Here is a 15,117-nt window from a genome sequence, read left to right as displayed (position 1 = left end):
CAGCGGTCGAGGGAGGAAGGCGCTCGCGTTTCGGAACACCGCGCCGCTTACTCGGGGCAGTTTCAGTTAGGCCCTCCTTCGCGGCGATCCTGCGCCTGAGCTCCGCCACGCCCGCATCGAGGCACGCCTGTCCGTCGAGGTGGTGAAACTGCTGCCAAAACGCGGTGCGCTCCGCGGGCGATGGCCCAATGCCGGCTCTCAGTTCGAGGTCTCCGATCGTTCCCATAGGGCTAGACCTCCTCTCGTGGCTGAGCCACGTCGCCAACGGGTTCGAACCGTGTTCGAAAGGCAGCTATCGCAGCATCCTGCCGGGCCAACTTTCGTGTCAGCGCATCAACTTCCGGCTGACGCTCCGCCGTCAGGGCGGCGAGATTATTGCGATAGCGTTCGAGGAACGAACCGGTATCCGGTGACTTCCCGCGCCGATATCCTGTTTGCCGGCGTGCGAGCTGCGGCAGGAACGATGTGATCCGGCGCAAGACCTGGCGATCGATCAGTTTCAACTGGCGCTGCGTCTGCCGTCGCGCTTCTTCCATACGCGACAGTTGTACATGATGGATTGGCTTTGAAGTCATCACGCAACCCTCCCTTGCCAACCCACAAAACTGGAAGGGCCGTCATAGGGATCGTGACGGTCGGGATCGATGACGAAACCGAAACGGTCACGCGCGGCATATTCGGCGCGGGGCACGAGAAAGCGGATCTCTTCCGCCCGCCCATCGCGCCGCCCGCCCCGTGTGGCGACAACCTCTGTCATGTCGGCGTGCTGGTTGGAAAAGATCGCGGAGATCGCGATCCAGTCGCCGGCATGCTTGCGCTCGAAGGCTTCCCGGTCCTTTGTCCAGGATTGGCCGGGCGCGAGTTCGCGGCCGTGGATCTCCTCCCAGGCGGACGGCCAGCTGTTGCGGATCGTCTCGTCCGCACATTTGCGCTCGTAGGCCGTGAACAGGTCCGGGAAGGTATGAGCGACGATGGCCCATTCGGCATCCTCCTCGTACCAGGGCGAGGATTTTCGCAATAGGGAAGACACCCGCAGATTCCGCTCGGCCGACAGATGAAACCCACCATGACCGGCCGTCATATGGGAGACGATCCCCTCGGCATAGATCGTCGCGAGTTGCGACGGACCCCATGGCGTAGTCGCCACCATGCGGATCTGGATCCGCCCGAGCGCGGATAGTTCATGGCTGTGCCGCGCGGTCTCGAACACACGCGCGCGAAACTCTGCCTCATCATCGAGGCGGCCGTGGTGACCGTGGAAATCGCCACGCATCAGCTCTGACAGTGGGCGAGTAAGGCGCCAGCCGCTCGCGAGGAAGCTGGCGCCATCGCGCGCCGGCACCATTGCCAGGAGGGTATCGGCGATCCTGGCGACCGGAAAGCCGTCGGCGCTGACGCCGAATTCCACGCCCAGATCCCCTGAAAGCGAGGCCAGTTCGTGCTGGAGATCAGAGGTCCTCATGCGGCAACCCTCCCTTCAACGTGAGCGGCAGCAACCTCGTCGGCGGTCACCTCTTCCAGGACAGCGTTCGGGTATCCATGCTCTTTGAGCCAGGCCGTTGCCGCCTCGCGCTTGTCGGCGAGATGGACAAGCTCCGCGTTCGCACCGGCGCGATCGAAGATGCGGATCGAGCCGAGTGTGGGGCGTTCGAGAACCTTGAAGCTGAGATCGGAATCGAGACCGAAGGTTCGGTGAATGCGGATGACGACGGTATTCTTGCCGCCGAAATCCGCTTCATGCAGCGTGAAATAGCCCGGCGAGGCGTAGTTTCCGGATTGGCGCGGACCCTCCTTGCGGATCAGGCAGCCCTTGCTGTTGCGGGTCTGCCAGGCCGCGAGCTTCTTCTTGAAACGCTCGGGCGGGCGCGGTGTGCCGTCGGACCAGGCGACGATGGAGCCGATCGGGGCGAGGTCGTAGATCAGGGACGCAGACATCAGACATCTCCTTGAAATTCTGCGGTTGATGGAAACAAAACTGCCGCCGGTGATGGCCGGCGGCGTGGTGTCGATCGGACAGGAAGGGGAGGGCGGCTATTCGGCCGCAATGCCGTAAGCGGTTTCGTCCTCGTCAGCAGCGTCGTCACCGGCCTCCGGATCGGGGGCGTCGAGATTGGCGGCCTCGCCGGCGGCGCTGTCGTCCGCGAGTTCACCAAGACCATCCGTCGCATCTCCAGTGGTGACGGTGTCCTCCTCTTCGACGATCTCGCCTTTCTTGATCAGGTCGGCAAGCTCCCTTGGATCAGGCGTGAACAGGGCTGCCGGGTGGACGAAGTGCCCCTTCCTGAAGTGCTCGACGAGTGCTGAGCGGGTCTCGCGGACCTTCGGGCGCGGCAGAACCGCGGCATCCTTGCACGACGCCTCGAGCGCCTGCCGCGACAGGCAAAGCAGGAAGTCCTCCGTGCCCATATTCGGAAGATATCCATCGGCACCGATGGCCTCGCCGGCGATGCGCGAGACGATACCGCTGTTCGACATGCCGCGGCGGCAAGAGAGCACATCGATCAGCATGGAGCGCGCGGCAACCCGCAATGTGTCGATGTCGAAGGAGAGCTTGCCGTCGCCGGCGAGCAGCCGAACCGCATGGCGTGCGAACCGCTTCGCACCGAAGACGGTGTCGTTTGCCCCGGAGTCGACCCGGACGTTCAAGCCGGCGAAGGCAATCACGAGGAGCGCCATCAACGTATCGTCCTCGATCGGTGCCCGGGCGAGCGCCTCGTGCAGCGCGTCGGTCCTGAGGTCGCCGATCATGTCGTGGCCCTTTTGCGTGACATCCGGACGTTGTTTCGGCGCGTCGATCACATCGTTGCCAGCGGTGGCACCACCTCCAACGACGGCTCCCTTGCCCGCGGTCTTCATCTCCTCCGGCATGCGGTAGTGGACGGTTTGAACCTTGCCGTTCCGATCCAGATACATGGCGGTGTGGTCGCCCTTGCTCGGCTTGCCATAGACGCGGCTTGCCTTCTGCGGCAGTTTCGCCTCGCCCCATTGCGTGACCTCGGCGATCACGCCCTTCTTGGGCAGATTGTTCGTCATCCACTCCTGCTGGGCGCCGAGATAGGCTTCGACATTGGTGGTGTAGCGGCTGTCCTCGTCTGCAGGAGCAAACAGATCCTCGATCCATTCGATGCCGTAGGCTTCCCTGAGATCGTCGCCGAAGCTTGCATCCTTGGCATACATGCGGGTTTTGCTCAGCGCGTTGGCGATCTGGAACCACGTGGCAGGTTGGCCCTTCTTCGGCTTCTGCGCCTTCCAGACTTCCTTTTGTTCGTCGAGGTGTGCTGCTGCGATCGTTCGAAGCTGCTGCTCGTTCGGCATATCGCCGAGCGCCATCTGATCGAGCATTGCGGGCAAGACGTTGGCAAGCAGACGCAACTTGCGAATCTGCCGGACGGGCAGGGCGAGCGCGACTGCAATTGCTTCCTCGGTCCAATCGAGTGCGATCAGGCGTTCAATCCCGCGCCACTGATCGACGGGGTTCAGCGGCTCCCTGGCGATGTTCTCGACCATCGACCGCATGGCGCCATTGTCGTTGGCGGCTTCGACGACAAGAACCTCGATTTCCTCAAGGCCTGCGGCGATCGCCATGCGGGTGCGCCTATGGCCAGCTTCGATGACGTAGCCGTTCCCACCACCGACCTCGGCAAAGATGACGGGCGGCTGGATGATGCCGACGGCTTTGATGGTGGCAAGCAACAGGGCATCGGCCTGCGGTGTGGATTTCGACTGGCGGGTGTTGTCCGGGTTGTCCTTCAACGAGCGCGGATCGACCTTCATGATGTGCATGGGATTTTCCTCTTCCGGGATGCGGGACGCGGCTCTCTTGCCGGTCCTTCCTGTCTTCATTTCTTCGAAGACACCTCCGGGACCGCAGGGCGGGCGGACCGGCGCAACTGCGGCCGAGCGTCCCTGCTGCGAAGGACAAGCGGGCTGACAGCCCTGCGCGGGACGAGTGGCCGGGATGCGGAGGCGGCGATTGAGCGCAAGCGGCGACGGTCGGACCGATCTGCGACCGGTTTCGTTTCCCTCCTCCTTCTTTTTGTCCTCCCTCCTTCGGGACGCGGCCGCTCACACTTTTGCTAGTTCACAGCAACGGGAAAGGCGTCATAGGCTGAGCACTGCTCCAGGAGGTCCCGATGCACGATCCCAAATGAGATATTTGCCTTTCAGGTCGTTCCGGGAACAGACGAGATTCTGGCCTTCACCGAGACCTTGGGAATGGCCCAGCAAGAGGCGTCCGAGCACTTCGACGGGTTGAGACAGATCAGTGCGAATGTGGATGCCGGAATTGCGATCTACAAAGTCGGCTTGAGGGATCCGACCCTTTCCGACTTCGTGACCGTCCTGAACGACCCGGAGGATATGAGCGCGCGGCTGATCGAAACGATGGAGCGCGTCGCGTTGATTTCCCGAGCGCGGTGAAGCCGACGCCGACGCGATCGTCATGGTCGTCAGATCGAAAAACGGAAATCAGGACAAAAAAAGAGGGCCACGAGAAAACTCGGGCCCTATAGATGTGAAGGTAATTTAAACCTCCAGAGGGGAACAGCTGCTGCGGCGGCACTGGGAGGAAATCCGCCATGTGCATCAGCTGTGAGCACTATGCTCAAAATTCGGGCGGAAGGAAAACAAATATTGTGCGATGCAGCTATGCAATTGCTGCGTTGCATCAAAACCGATGCCTCAGATCAAGCAGCCTCCGCCGGGGCATCGTCGTTCTGAACTGACGCGGCTGCAAGAGCCTCCTCGACGTCACGAAGCTGTCGGCGCTTTTCGGCAAGTTCGTCGGCGAAGGCGAAAGTGCCGCCTTCGCGCGAGCGATAGGAGACGAGCCGCCGGTGCGCATCATCGAGGCGATGGCGATAACGCTCGCGTTCCTCCTCGAACCCGTCGAGCGCATGCTCGAGGCGAGAGATGGCGCCGAGCGGCGTCACGGTAACCGCAAGATCGATCTCGTAGTCCGCGTATGTACGCTGGAGCGTGGTTGTGTAGCGATACCCATCGCCCTTTCCGACGCGCTCGCCCTCGTAGACCAGATCGAAGCCGCCGATGGATGCGAGGTGAACCTCGCCCTCTTGCTGGAGCTGGAGGAGCGTGAGAATTTCCTTCATCAGCGCGCGACCAGCCTCCTTGCGCTCATGGTGGACCTTGCCCAGCACGGTCATCGCGAAGGCATCGCCGGCGGTCGGAACGAGCCGACCGATATCCTGGCCGATCTCGCCGATGCGTCGAGTCGACGCCTCGATGTCACGTTCCGCATCACGTATCTGCCGGCGCACTGCATACTGGTCATCGTCATGGGCGGCGCGCAACCGTTCCAGTCGCGCTATATCGGCTTCGAGACCCGCTTTCTGCATCAGCCGCTCGTCGCCGGAGGCAATGGCCTTGGCCATGGCGAACTGGTTGGCCTGCCCTTCACCGAAGTCTTCGAGCCGGCGGATCGAAGTGTCGCCGCTGAGCGCCGCCGCAATGAAGCGCGCCTTGCGCTCGTTGTTCTGCCACATGGAAGCGTCGAGGCTACCCTCCGTGGCATAGGCGAAAATGTCCACCACATCGTGCTGGTTGCCCTGCCTGACAATGCGGCCTTCGCGCTGCTCGATGTGCGACGGCAGCCACGGTACGTCGAGGTGATGAAGCGCCTTGAGCCGGAGCTGGGTGTTGACGCCCGTTCCCATCGTCTCCGACGAGCCGATCAGGAACCGAACCCGGCCGGCGCGCACGTCGGCGAACAGCCGCTGCTTGGCCTCGGTCTTCTTGTAGTCCTGCATGAAGGCGATTTCGGACGGGGGAACGCCGAGCCGAACGAGCTCGTCACGGATCCAGCGGTAAGCGGAAAAGCCGCGGGTTTTCTCGACATTGATCGTGCCGAGATCGCTGAAGATCATCTGCGCGGCGCCGGGCAGCTCGAAGGGTTTGCCGTCCGGCCGGAGATAGGTGCTGTCGGCGCTCTCCTGCCAGATCCGAAAGGCATTGCGGACGAGGAGGTTGAGCTTGTTATCCTCCTCATTGTCGTTCGCCGGCATCACAAGGCGCAGATCGATCGCCGCATGGCGGCCGTCGGTGATGACCGAGAGCAGGATATCGTCGCCGGGCTGCGCCGGTCCCTCGCGCATCTCGATCGCCTTGATGCGGGCATCGAGGATCTGCTGATAGGCCTTGAACGCCGGCGTCGGCTTGGCGGTGAGGATCTGCCGCCGGCCGGTGGAGATATCCGGCACCTTGACGTATTCGCGGAGATCCGCCGGCATGACGACATCGGCAAAGGCCCGGAACATGGCGATCAGTTCCGGGACATTGACGAAGCTCGCGAAGCGGCTGACAGGCTTGTATTTGCCCGACGGCTGAATCTCCAGCTCGGTCGTCGTATCGCCGAAGCAGGACGCCCAGGCATCGAATTCGTGCAGGCCGCGCTCGGCGAGGGCCTCGTGGCCGAGCAGGCGCTGGATCGAGAACATCTCGCCGAGAGTGTTGGTGATCGGCGTTCCGGAAGCGAGCACCAGGGCGCGGCCCGGATTCTTCGTTTCGAGGAACCGGGACTTCACATAGAGATCCCAGGCGCGCTGCGAGCCGTTCGGATCGATGCCCTTCAACGTCGACATGTTGGTCGCGAAGGAAAGCTTGCGGAACTCCTGGGCTTCATCGACGATGATCTGGTCGACGCCGATCTCGGAGATGGTCAGCAGATCGTCCTTTCGGGTCGCAAGCCCTTCCAGACGTTCCTGCAAGCCTTCCTTCAGCCGCTCGAGGCGCTTGCGCGAGACGCGGTCCTCGCTGTCGACCTTGGTCAGGAGATCCTCGTAGAGCTCCAGCTCATCGTGGATCATCTGTTGTTCGAAGGCAGACGGCACAGCGATGAACCTGAAGGCGGAGTGCGTGATGATGATCGCGTCCCAGGTCGCGGTCGCGGCGCGACTCAGAAAGCGCGCCCGCTTATCCTTGGTGAAATTCGTCTCATCGGCAACGAGAATGCGGGCATTCGGGTAGAGCGCCAGGAACTCGCGCGCCGCTTGTGCCAGGCAATGGCCGGGGACCACGAGCATCGCCTTGGCGATCAGCCCCAGGCGGCGCTGCTCCATGACGCTTGCTGCCATCGTCATCGTCTTGCCGGCACCGACGGCATGGGCAAGATAGGTCGAGCCGGAGGAGATGATCCGCCAGATGCCGCGTTTCTGGTGCCCATAAAGAACAAAGGCGCCTGAGGCGCCGGGAAGTTTGAGATGCGAGCCGTCGAAACGTCTTGGCGCGAGGTTGTTGAACCGGTCGTTATAGACCCGCGCCAGCCGGTCGGTGCGATCGGGATCGGTCCAGACCCAGTTCTGGAAGGCTTCCTTGATTTTCTGCAGCTTGTCGCGCGCGGCTTCGGTATCCACGACGTTCAGGACACGCCGCTCGCCATTGAGGTCCTTGAAGACGTCGAAGATCTGCGGCACGCGGCTGTTCAGCGCATCGGCCAGCAGTTCGCCAGCGTCGCGGCGGCTGGTGCCCCATTCGGATGTGCCGGCGGCGCTAAATCCGAGCTGCCGTGCCTCCACGGTCCAGCTCCCAAGCTCAGGCATATGATGGATCCTGATCTCGGCGCCCATCATTTCCTTGACGAAAGCCACGACGTCGCTCGCCGGGATCCACGGCGCCCCGAGGCGCGCGGTGATGTCGGAGGGGCGAAGGTCGGCCGGCTGAACCGCCTGAAGCGCGCGGACGTTGCGCTCGTAGGCTGGATCGAGCGCCGCGGCGGCTTCGGCGACCGCGAGCTTGGTGCGGACCGCGCCAGCGAGATAGGCGTTCGCCGTCTGCCAGGAGCCATCGGCGGGATCCCGGAAGATCGCATCGCCGAGTTCGTCGGCGACCGCATCGGCGTGTCTGTGCAGCAGTTCGGCGATATGCTCGACGTCGACGCGACCACGTTCGTTGAGCACCACGGCCAGCGCGTCCGCGGCACTGGTGATGACTGGCGGGGCAGGCGGCGCGATGACCCGTTCGGAGAAGATCGGGCCTGGTTTCGCCGTATCGGTGTCGAGGTCGTAATCCTCGATCGAGGCGACCAGCCAGCAATCGGGATCGTCGAGGAAGGGTTGCAGGTTGGGGCGGCGGTGGGTTTCGCGCACCTCGCCGGTTTCTTCATCCTCGCTGATAGAGACCGTGGTGTGGTTGATCGGGCCGAAGTCGCGTACGAAGCTCGACCAGGCGATGCGCAGCCGAACCTGCAGATCCCGCCACGGACGATCCCGCTCCTGGGCCTTCAGTACCTCGCGCACGGCATCGCGGATCGGGATCAGCTTCTTGATGATGCCGACGTGTTTTTCCAGGATGCCGTCACCGGTGCGCCCCTTGCGGACTTTGACTTCGATGGGTGCGCCGTCGACCATCTGCATGAGACCGCGCCTGATGTCGATGAAGAAGCTACCCTCACGGACCTTGGCGTCGCCTGGGCGAAGATCGACGATCTCGCCAAGCTCATCCTCGAGGTCGATGTCGATTGCGGTCGGCTCGCCGTCATAGCAGCCTTCGGGGAGGCGCCGGATGGCCCCCTCCAGAAACGCCTGCAGGTCCTCGCCGGCGCGGGGCAGGCAGGTGTAGGTTTCGCCAAAGGGTCCGGAGGTGAGAGCATGATCGCCGAGCACGAATTCGGGATGCCGCGCGAACCAACGGTTCACGCGAATTGCACCCTCGCCTTGGCTTTCGGGGCGCACCTCCTCGAGATCGAGCCATGACAGATCGTTCTCGGCTTCGCCGGCCTTACGCTTGCGGAAGAAGAGAAGATCGACCACGACATCCGTGCCGGCGTCGGCGCGGAAGCTGCCTTCCGGCAATCGAATCGCGGCGATCAGGTCGGCGGTCTTGGCAATGTGCTCGCGCGCTGTCGCATCCGCCTTGTCCATCGTTCCGGAGCTGGTGACGAAGGCGGCAAAGGCGCCAGGCTTCAGGTGGTCGATCGATCGGGCGATGAAGTAGTCGTGCAGCCGTAGACCGAGCGAGCGATAGGTTCGGTCAGACCGGACGGTCCGGTCGGAGAAGGGTGGATTGCCGATCGCGAGATCATAGATCGGCGCCAGATCGGTGCGGGCAAAGTCGCCGTTGATGATGCGGGCCTTCGGATGCAGCAGCTTGACGATCCGGGCAGTGACAGGATCGAGTTCGACGCCGGTGACGAAGGTCCTGTCCCGGAACGCCGCCGGCATCAGAGCTGGAAATAGGCCCGTGCCGATACCGGGCTCGAGCACGCGGCCGCCACGCCAGCCCATGCGCTGCAAGCCCGTCCAGATTGCCCGGATGATGAACTCCGGCGTAAAATGGGCATATTGCGTGCAGCGGGCGAGCGACGTGTAATCGGCGTCCGAAACAGCGCTTTCGAGCGAGCCGCCGAGCTCGCTCCACCCGGTCCGGAAATCGACTTCCCCGGGGCGGCGGAACATCCCGTTTGCCAGTTCGCTCGCGCCGAAGCCGGTGAAACGGACGAGTTGCGCCTGCTCCTTCGGCGTGGCTGGTCGATCCTGCTTCTCGATGTTGTTCGCGATCAGGATTGCCGCAACATTGGCGCGGGCGCGATCCTTCCAGGATACGGCCAAGCCTCGATCTGCATCATCGAGGTAGAAGTTGCACCGGTTGCCTTGCCGCCGGGGCGCCGGACGTTCAATCGCCGCGGCCGGCAAAGCGGGGGCAGGAGAGGGCGGCGGCGGTTCGGGGTCGTCGTCATTGGCAGCGACCGGCTCGAAGCCGCCGAACGCTGTGACACCCAGGCCAAGGCCTGATGACAGCGCGCTGCTGCCGAACATGTCGTGAGTGAAGGGATCGTTGCTCATGAAATTTTCCTCGCAGATAGGCGAGCGTCATCACCCCGCGGGAAGCACTTGCGGGACTGAAGGACGCTCAGGGTTTTGGGTTTTGTGGCCAAACGGGCCGGGCTGGTCGCGAAATGTCTAGGATTTCGCGACCAGATAGAGCTGCATCGAGTCTTGAAGGAATGCGACACGAAGGTGCGTCGCCTCCGGAGCCGCCGCCATCATGGCTTCGAGCTGTTCCGCATCGATGAAATCGACACCGTCATCGCCGCCGAAGGTCCGGCGTTTGACAGCGAACCAGTCGTCATTGGTGCGGGGATCGCATTCCTCGGCATAGACGACCAAAGGCTTGGCGCCATCCGGCAATTTGCCGTTGGACATCAGATAGACGCCCTGGTCGCCGACGAGCCAGAGACCCGGTTTTTGGTCCTTGCCAGAGCGTAGGCCGTAATGGGGGTCACGAAAGCCGCCATGGGCTTCCGCATCGGCACGCCCGCGGGCGAGCACCTCGCGGACGGATGTGAGCGGGAAGGAAAGCATCGTGAAGCCTCCTTCATGCGGCGATCGGTGAGGGGAGGTGGCGCAGCTGCACCGGCAGCTTGGCTGCGATTTCGTCGTCGGTCAGTTCGTCCAGCAGTTTCAGAGTGCTGCCCACCGCGCCGCCGTAGAGCATGATCGTGCGCTTGCCGCGCACGGCTTCATCCCAGCGATCTCCGGCATAGCCACGATAGTCGTCCGCCGTGATGCTCCAGATATGCTCCAGGCGTTCCTCGCGCGTCATGGCGCGCACCGGCCGGCTCTCACGCTCGATGATTGCCACGCGCATGCGCTCGACCGCTTGCCCATCGGAGAGATCGCAATAGCCATGGAAGTGTCGGATGTCGCCATCGATCCGCAAGGCGAAGAACACTGATGTCACCGAGCCGGTCAGAAACTCGCGCATGGCGAACATCGCGCCGCGGATCCAGAGCGGTGGGAGGATTTCGAACATGTAGTCGTGTTCGGCCTCGCCGATCTCGAACCATTCGCCGGCATAGAGTGGCGAGGCGTCGCCCTCCCAACGGTTCGAACGCTGGGCGTGCCGGTCGAACATGCGGAACATTTGCTGGCGTGACGCGACGCCCTGGAAGACCTTGCGGATTGCTGGAGAGAGATTCATCTGCGGCTCCTTCGAGATGGTTCGGGACCGAAGCGCAGCGCTGTCCTATCGACCTTGCCATCCTCTTCAGTCCTTCATGACATCTCCCGGGCCGCCGGCATTGCGGGCGGCCGGGTCAAGGGCCGGCTCCGCCGGGCGAAGCTTCCCTTGACGCGGGCGGTGCGAATGCGGCACGCCGTCTTCCTTTCTTTCCCTCTTTTCTTTCTCCTTGATCTTCAGGGTCTCGTTCCAGTCCTCCTCAGGCGGGCGGAGCCTCGACCAATCGCGGCCGACGGTATCCGCGAGCGCCCGCAACCGCGCGGCAAACATCTCCCCTTGGGGATTGGCGTCTGTAGCGGCGACGAGGAGAGCATCGGGCCGCGAGGCCAACTGCCGCAGCGCCGCCTCCGTTGACGGCGACCATCCGCCCCCGGTGCTGAGATAGAGCGTGCCGTCGCGCAGCCCCTCGATGGCGGCAAGGCTCATGGCGTCGATCGCAGCTTCGGTGACGACCAGGCGCAACGCTGTGTCCGGCCCCAGACGGAAGAGAACCTTCGTTCCTCCGGAGGCAAAGCCCCGATACTCAGGCCCTCGCGCCTCCCAGCCGGTGACAATTCCGGCATTGTCCGTATGCGCTGCCCACATGCTGCCATAGGGACCCTCCCGAAGGCGGTCTTGCCGGATTGTCGCGCGGAGCAAATTGGCTGGCAGGAAACGCTCGCTGTGGAGATAGGCCCATGTCGAGGAGCCGGGCCACGGCTGCCGACGTGCCTGCCAGCGCTCGGGAAGGGAGTCATATCGCTGATCGGGCTTCGGAGACCGCCATTCCGGATCCGTAATCGCTAAACCAACGAGGTCGGCGACCCTCCCAGCGCCTTCGAGAAAACCGACATGATCAAGATGTTCGACAAGTCCGAACACATCGCCTTTCGCATCGCTGAGCGGATCGAACCATCCGCGCCCCTCATGGGTGACAATAATGATTTCGCTCGACCGGCGAAACTTGACCGCCCGCCGGGTACTTTCCTTCATGTCGATGGCGAAGCTCGCCTGCTCGAGAACGGCCGCGCAACTCACCCGTTCGCGTAGCGCCTCTATTTCCTTCCTGTTCATGCCTCTTCCTCTCTGCTTTCCTTGCCCGTCGTTTCGCGGGCAACCTTCCCCCAGCCGCGAAGAGCAAAGGCGGCAAGGGCGCGGCTGACAATTGTCGAATCATGCAATGTCTTGGCTGCGGCGAAGTCTCCCTTGCGGCTTGCCGCTCGCAAGCGGCACGCCGGAACGGCCCAAAGACCGAAAGAGGGCGGCTCAATGAGCCGCCCAAGGGAAAAACTCATGGACGATCTCAAGATCGTCGTCGGCGTCGATCTCGTCAGAGGGAAGGACGCCGTATTCGCCGTCGACTTCGAAAAGGGTGACCGGGACCATCAGGTCGCGGGAGAGCTGGTAGGCATGGGACTGTGCGAGAGAAAGATTGTGCGACATCTGAGAGGCTCCTTCGGGAGCGGGCCAATCCCGCTCGATGGCTCCTCAAAAGGCACGGCGGCGGGCGCGATCACCGCGGCGACGAAGTCAGAGCGGCCGCAGCTTGCTAGCGGACCCTTTACGGGTTGATCGTGGAAGATCCGCCGTTGGGCCAGGACGCCATCACAAGAGAGCGGGATTTGGGCTGCTCCCGCTGGCCGTCAATGTTTGCACGGTCGTCCCGCGCATGTGTTGCACGGGACGCCGCTTCAGCACGAATGATTGCTGATCGAGGCATTCGTCTTCTGAATCGCCTCCGCTATGGAGTCGGCTTCCAGTGAGGCAAGCACCCGCTCCAGACAATGCTCGACTTCAGTCACGCTCTTGCCCTGAAGCAAGGCGACTTCTTCAAGAGTCCTTCCCCGCGAAAGCCATCGTAGGCACGATCTTTCAGAGGGCGGCAGCAAACGCGGATTCCTGCATAACGCCTTCTGTTATGTTATAACATATCGCATAAGTTCTATTATGGAACTTCTCATCAAATAAATAGGGGTACTGGCACCGACAGCAACACTCTTATCGTTTCGACACCCATTGATGATCCATAGTCTTCAGAATGCTGTCAGCGACTGAAGGGATCCTCCGCGGCGGTAAATTGCCGTGTCGATGACGTATTGCATGCTGTCGGATTAAAAACCGGCCTGCCTGGATATCGGTGTGGGCGGCTATAATGATCATTCGATGATCCAGAATTCTTTTCATGGTGGCTCGCTACATCGAACGTGGCGTCAAGCGATTTGAAAAGGCAACGACGTTATTCATCCGGCACACCAATGGTTGTGCTCCCTCGTTGCCGTAGTTTGCGGCGCGTTGGTCGCAAACTACGGAACAAGAGCGCGCGATACCCTCGTTTACCGTGGAGCATTTTTAGTTAGAGTGAGACGGGTCCGACAGGGGGCTAGACCTAGATGGAGGGGCCATAGGACCAGCCGAGCAGTTCATGCTGGCGGACAAGCTGTTGCTCTCCCTCGTCAGAGCGCCTTCTGCAATTCCGGCAGGGCTTCGAAGAGATCGGCGACCAGACCGTAGTCGGCGACCTGGAAGATCGGCGCCTCCTCGTCCTTGTTGATGGCAACGATCACCTTCGAATCCTTCATCCCGGCCAGATGCTGGATGGCGCCTGAGATGCCGGCGGCGATATAAAGATCGGGCGCCACCACCTTGCCGGTCTGGCCTACCTGCCAGTCGTTCGGCGCATAACCGGCATCGACGGCCGCACGGCTGGCGCCGACGGCAGCCCCGAGCTTGTCGGCAAGCGGCAGGATGACTTCCTTGAACTTCTCAGCCGAACCCAGCGCCCGGCCGCCGGAGAGGATGATCTTCGCCGAGGTCAGCTCCGGACGGTCGGAGGCCGACAGCGCATCCTTGACGAACGTCGACAGGCCGGGATCGGAAACGGTGGGGATGACCTCGACCGCGGCGGAGCCGCCTTCGGATGCGGAAGCAAACGAGGCGGTGCGCACGGTGATCACCTTCTTGGCGTCGCTTGCCTGCACCGTCTGGATGGCATTGCCGGCATAGATCGGACGCTTGAAGGTATCGGACGAGACCACCTCGATGATCTCCGAGACCTGGGCGACATCGAGCAGGGCAGCGACGCGCGGCAGCACGTTTTTGCCGACCGAGGTGGCGGCCGAGATGATCGTGTCATAAGAGCCTGCCAGCGAGACGATCAGGTCGGCCAGCGGCTCGGCCAGATTGTTGGCGAGTGCGTCGCTTTCGGCCAGCAGCACCTTCGAGACGCCGGAGAGCTTGGCCGCCTGTTCGGCCGCAGCCTTGGCGCCCTTGCCGGCGACGAGAACATGAATATCGGAGCCGATCTGGGAAGCGGCCGTCAGCGCCTTGGCGGTCTGGTCGGAAAGGCTTTGATTGTCGTGATCGGCCAGAAGAAGAATGGTCATGATATTTTGCTCCTGTTCCTGCCCGATTACAGCACGCCGGCTTCGTTCTTCAGCTTGTCGACCAGCTCGGTGACCGACTTGACCTTGACGCCGGCCTTGCGGCCAGACGGCTCCTCGGTCTTCAGCACCTTCAGCCGCGGCGTCGTGGAGACGGAAAAATCGGCCGGGCCCTTCTTGTCGAGCGGCTTCTTCTTCGCCTTCATGATGTTCGGCAGCGAGGCATAACGCGGCTCGTTCAGCCGCAGATCCGATGTGACCACCGCCGGCAGCTTGATCTCGATCGTCTGCAGGCCGCCGTCGACTTCGCGGGTCACGGTTGCTTTGCCGTCACCGATCTCGATCTTCGAGGCGAAGGTCGCCTGGGCCGAACCCAGCAATGCTGCCAGCATCTGGCCGGTCTGGTTCGAATCGTCGTCGATCGCCTGCTTGCCGACGATGACAAGGCCAGGCTGTTCGGCATCGGCCACAGCCTTGAGGATCTTGGCAACGGCGAGCGGCTCGACGGCATCGTCGGTCTCGACCAGGATCGCCCGGTCGGCGCCCATGGCAAGCGCGGTGCGCAGCGTCTCTTCGGCCTTGGCCGGGCCGATCGACACCACCACCACTTCCTCGGCCTTGCCGGCTTCCTTCAGCCGCAGCGCCTCTTCCACCGAGATCTCGTCGAACGGGTTCATCGACATCTTCACATTGGCAAGCTCGACACCCGAACCATCCGGACGAACCCGGATCTTCACGTTGTAGTCGACAACCCGCTTGACGGGCACGAGAATCTTCATGGGTGTCT

The 15,117-nt window shown here is 62.6% G+C and carries 13 protein-coding genes; 2 read left to right on the top strand and 11 right to left on the bottom strand.

Features of this window, described 5'->3' with window-relative positions; genetic code table 11:
- Window positions 1–230 precede the first annotated feature (230 nt).
- From CO666_RS25490 to CO666_RS25475, 4 genes are all read right to left on the bottom strand, one after another.
- Entirely contained in the window at window positions 231–575 is a 345-nt protein-coding gene (locus CO666_RS25490) for a hypothetical protein (protein WP_097614834.1), read from the bottom strand.
- Complete coding sequence (locus tag CO666_RS25485; RefSeq protein ID WP_097614833.1) at window positions 575–1,462, bottom strand: DUF7007 domain-containing protein; 888 nt, start codon at window positions 1,460–1,462, stop codon at window positions 575–577. Before CO666_RS25485 ends, CO666_RS25490 begins: the two co-directional genes overlap by 1 nt.
- Entirely contained in the window at window positions 1,459–1,935 is a 477-nt protein-coding gene (locus CO666_RS25480; protein ID WP_097614832.1) for a hypothetical protein, read from the bottom strand. Before CO666_RS25480 ends, CO666_RS25485 begins: the two co-directional genes overlap by 4 nt.
- 96 nt (window positions 1,936–2,031) lie before the next feature.
- The gene (locus CO666_RS25475) at window positions 2,032–3,783 is read right to left on the bottom strand and encodes a ParB N-terminal domain-containing protein (RefSeq protein WP_097614831.1); all 1,752 of its coding nucleotides are present in this window, start codon (window positions 3,781–3,783) and stop codon (window positions 2,032–2,034) included.
- 432 nt (window positions 3,784–4,215) lie between these two features.
- Here CO666_RS25475 and CO666_RS25470 point away from each other — a divergent pair, with 432 nt between their 5' ends.
- On the top strand, window positions 4,216–4,419 hold the full coding sequence (locus CO666_RS25470) for a hypothetical protein (RefSeq protein WP_245436859.1): 204 nt from the start codon (window positions 4,216–4,218) through the stop codon (window positions 4,417–4,419).
- Window positions 4,420–4,685: 266 nt separating this feature from the next.
- Here the strand turns inward: CO666_RS25470 and CO666_RS25460 are convergent, their stop codons facing one another.
- The 5 genes from CO666_RS25460 to CO666_RS34275 all read right to left on the bottom strand — a co-directional run bounded on the left by CO666_RS25460 (window position 4,686) and on the right by CO666_RS34275 (window position 12,245).
- A complete protein-coding gene (locus CO666_RS25460) occupies window positions 4,686–9,794 on the bottom strand; it encodes a DEAD/DEAH box helicase family protein (RefSeq protein ID WP_097614829.1) in 5,109 nt (1,702 codons plus the stop codon).
- A gap of 117 nt (window positions 9,795–9,911) precedes the next feature.
- On the bottom strand, window positions 9,912–10,313 hold the full coding sequence (locus tag CO666_RS25455) for a DUF3085 domain-containing protein (protein WP_097614828.1): 402 nt from the start codon (window positions 10,311–10,313) through the stop codon (window positions 9,912–9,914).
- A gap of 13 nt (window positions 10,314–10,326) precedes the next feature.
- Window positions 10,327–10,932 (bottom strand): DUF1419 domain-containing protein, encoded by a 606-nt coding sequence (locus CO666_RS25450; protein ID WP_097614827.1) that lies wholly within the window; start codon window positions 10,930–10,932, stop codon window positions 10,327–10,329.
- A gap of 66 nt (window positions 10,933–10,998) precedes the next feature.
- On the bottom strand, window positions 10,999–12,024 hold the full coding sequence (locus tag CO666_RS25445; protein WP_179869760.1) for a DUF3991 and toprim domain-containing protein: 1,026 nt from the start codon (window positions 12,022–12,024) through the stop codon (window positions 10,999–11,001).
- The gene (locus CO666_RS34275) at window positions 12,021–12,245 is read right to left on the bottom strand and encodes a hypothetical protein (protein WP_179869757.1); all 225 of its coding nucleotides are present in this window, start codon (window positions 12,243–12,245) and stop codon (window positions 12,021–12,023) included. Before CO666_RS34275 ends, CO666_RS25445 begins: the two co-directional genes overlap by 4 nt.
- On the opposite strand from CO666_RS34275, the gene CO666_RS34270 reads away from it, so the two are divergent.
- Entirely contained in the window at window positions 12,244–12,522 is a 279-nt protein-coding gene (locus CO666_RS34270) for a hypothetical protein (protein ID WP_179869756.1), read from the top strand. The two genes, CO666_RS34275 and CO666_RS34270, sit on opposite strands and share 2 nt — an antisense overlap.
- A gap of 881 nt (window positions 12,523–13,403) precedes the next feature.
- Here CO666_RS34270 and CO666_RS25435 read toward each other — a convergent pair.
- Both CO666_RS25435 and CO666_RS25430 read right to left on the bottom strand, forming a co-directional pair.
- Complete coding sequence (locus CO666_RS25435) at window positions 13,404–14,333, bottom strand: electron transfer flavoprotein subunit alpha/FixB family protein (RefSeq protein WP_097614825.1); 930 nt, start codon at window positions 14,331–14,333, stop codon at window positions 13,404–13,406.
- Window positions 14,334–14,359: 26 nt separating this feature from the next.
- A complete protein-coding gene (locus CO666_RS25430; protein WP_097614824.1) occupies window positions 14,360–15,109 on the bottom strand; it encodes an electron transfer flavoprotein subunit beta/FixA family protein in 750 nt (249 codons plus the stop codon).
- Window positions 15,110–15,117 lie beyond the last annotated feature (8 nt).

The organism is Rhizobium chutanense (assembly GCF_002531935.1).
GTDB classification, from domain to species: domain Bacteria; phylum Pseudomonadota; class Alphaproteobacteria; order Rhizobiales; family Rhizobiaceae; genus Rhizobium; species Rhizobium chutanense.
This window is presented reverse-complemented; position numbering and strand designations above follow the sequence as displayed.

What these genes read in the sequence shown, in the direction of transcription:
- CO666_RS25490 (WP_097614834.1), bottom strand. Translation starts at nt 575, where the DNA reads ATGACTTCAAAGCCAATCCATCATGTACAACTGTCGCGTATGGAAGAA.
- CO666_RS25485 (WP_097614833.1), bottom strand. Translation starts at nt 1,462, where the DNA reads ATGAGGACCTCTGATCTCCAGCACGAACTGGCCTCGCTTTCAGGGGAT.
- CO666_RS25480 (WP_097614832.1), bottom strand. Translation starts at nt 1,935, where the DNA reads ATGTCTGCGTCCCTGATCTACGACCTCGCCCCGATCGGCTCCATCGTC.
- CO666_RS25475 (WP_097614831.1), bottom strand. Translation starts at nt 3,783, where the DNA reads ATGCACATCATGAAGGTCGATCCGCGCTCGTTGAAGGACAACCCGGAC.
- CO666_RS25470 (WP_245436859.1), top strand. Translation starts at nt 4,216, where the DNA reads ATGGCCCAGCAAGAGGCGTCCGAGCACTTCGACGGGTTGAGACAGATC.
- CO666_RS25460 (WP_097614829.1), bottom strand. Translation starts at nt 9,794, where the DNA reads ATGAGCAACGATCCCTTCACTCACGACATGTTCGGCAGCAGCGCGCTG.
- CO666_RS25455 (WP_097614828.1), bottom strand. Translation starts at nt 10,313, where the DNA reads ATGCTTTCCTTCCCGCTCACATCCGTCCGCGAGGTGCTCGCCCGCGGG.
- CO666_RS25450 (WP_097614827.1), bottom strand. Translation starts at nt 10,932, where the DNA reads ATGAATCTCTCTCCAGCAATCCGCAAGGTCTTCCAGGGCGTCGCGTCA.
- CO666_RS25445 (WP_179869760.1), bottom strand. Translation starts at nt 12,024, where the DNA reads ATGAACAGGAAGGAAATAGAGGCGCTACGCGAACGGGTGAGTTGCGCG.
- CO666_RS34270 (WP_179869756.1), top strand. Translation starts at nt 12,244, where the DNA reads ATGGACGATCTCAAGATCGTCGTCGGCGTCGATCTCGTCAGAGGGAAG.
- CO666_RS34275 (WP_179869757.1), bottom strand. Translation starts at nt 12,245, where the DNA reads ATGAGTTTTTCCCTTGGGCGGCTCATTGAGCCGCCCTCTTTCGGTCTT.
- CO666_RS25435 (WP_097614825.1), bottom strand. Translation starts at nt 14,333, where the DNA reads ATGACCATTCTTCTTCTGGCCGATCACGACAATCAAAGCCTTTCCGAC.
- CO666_RS25430 (WP_097614824.1), bottom strand. Translation starts at nt 15,109, where the DNA reads ATGAAGATTCTCGTGCCCGTCAAGCGGGTTGTCGACTACAACGTGAAG.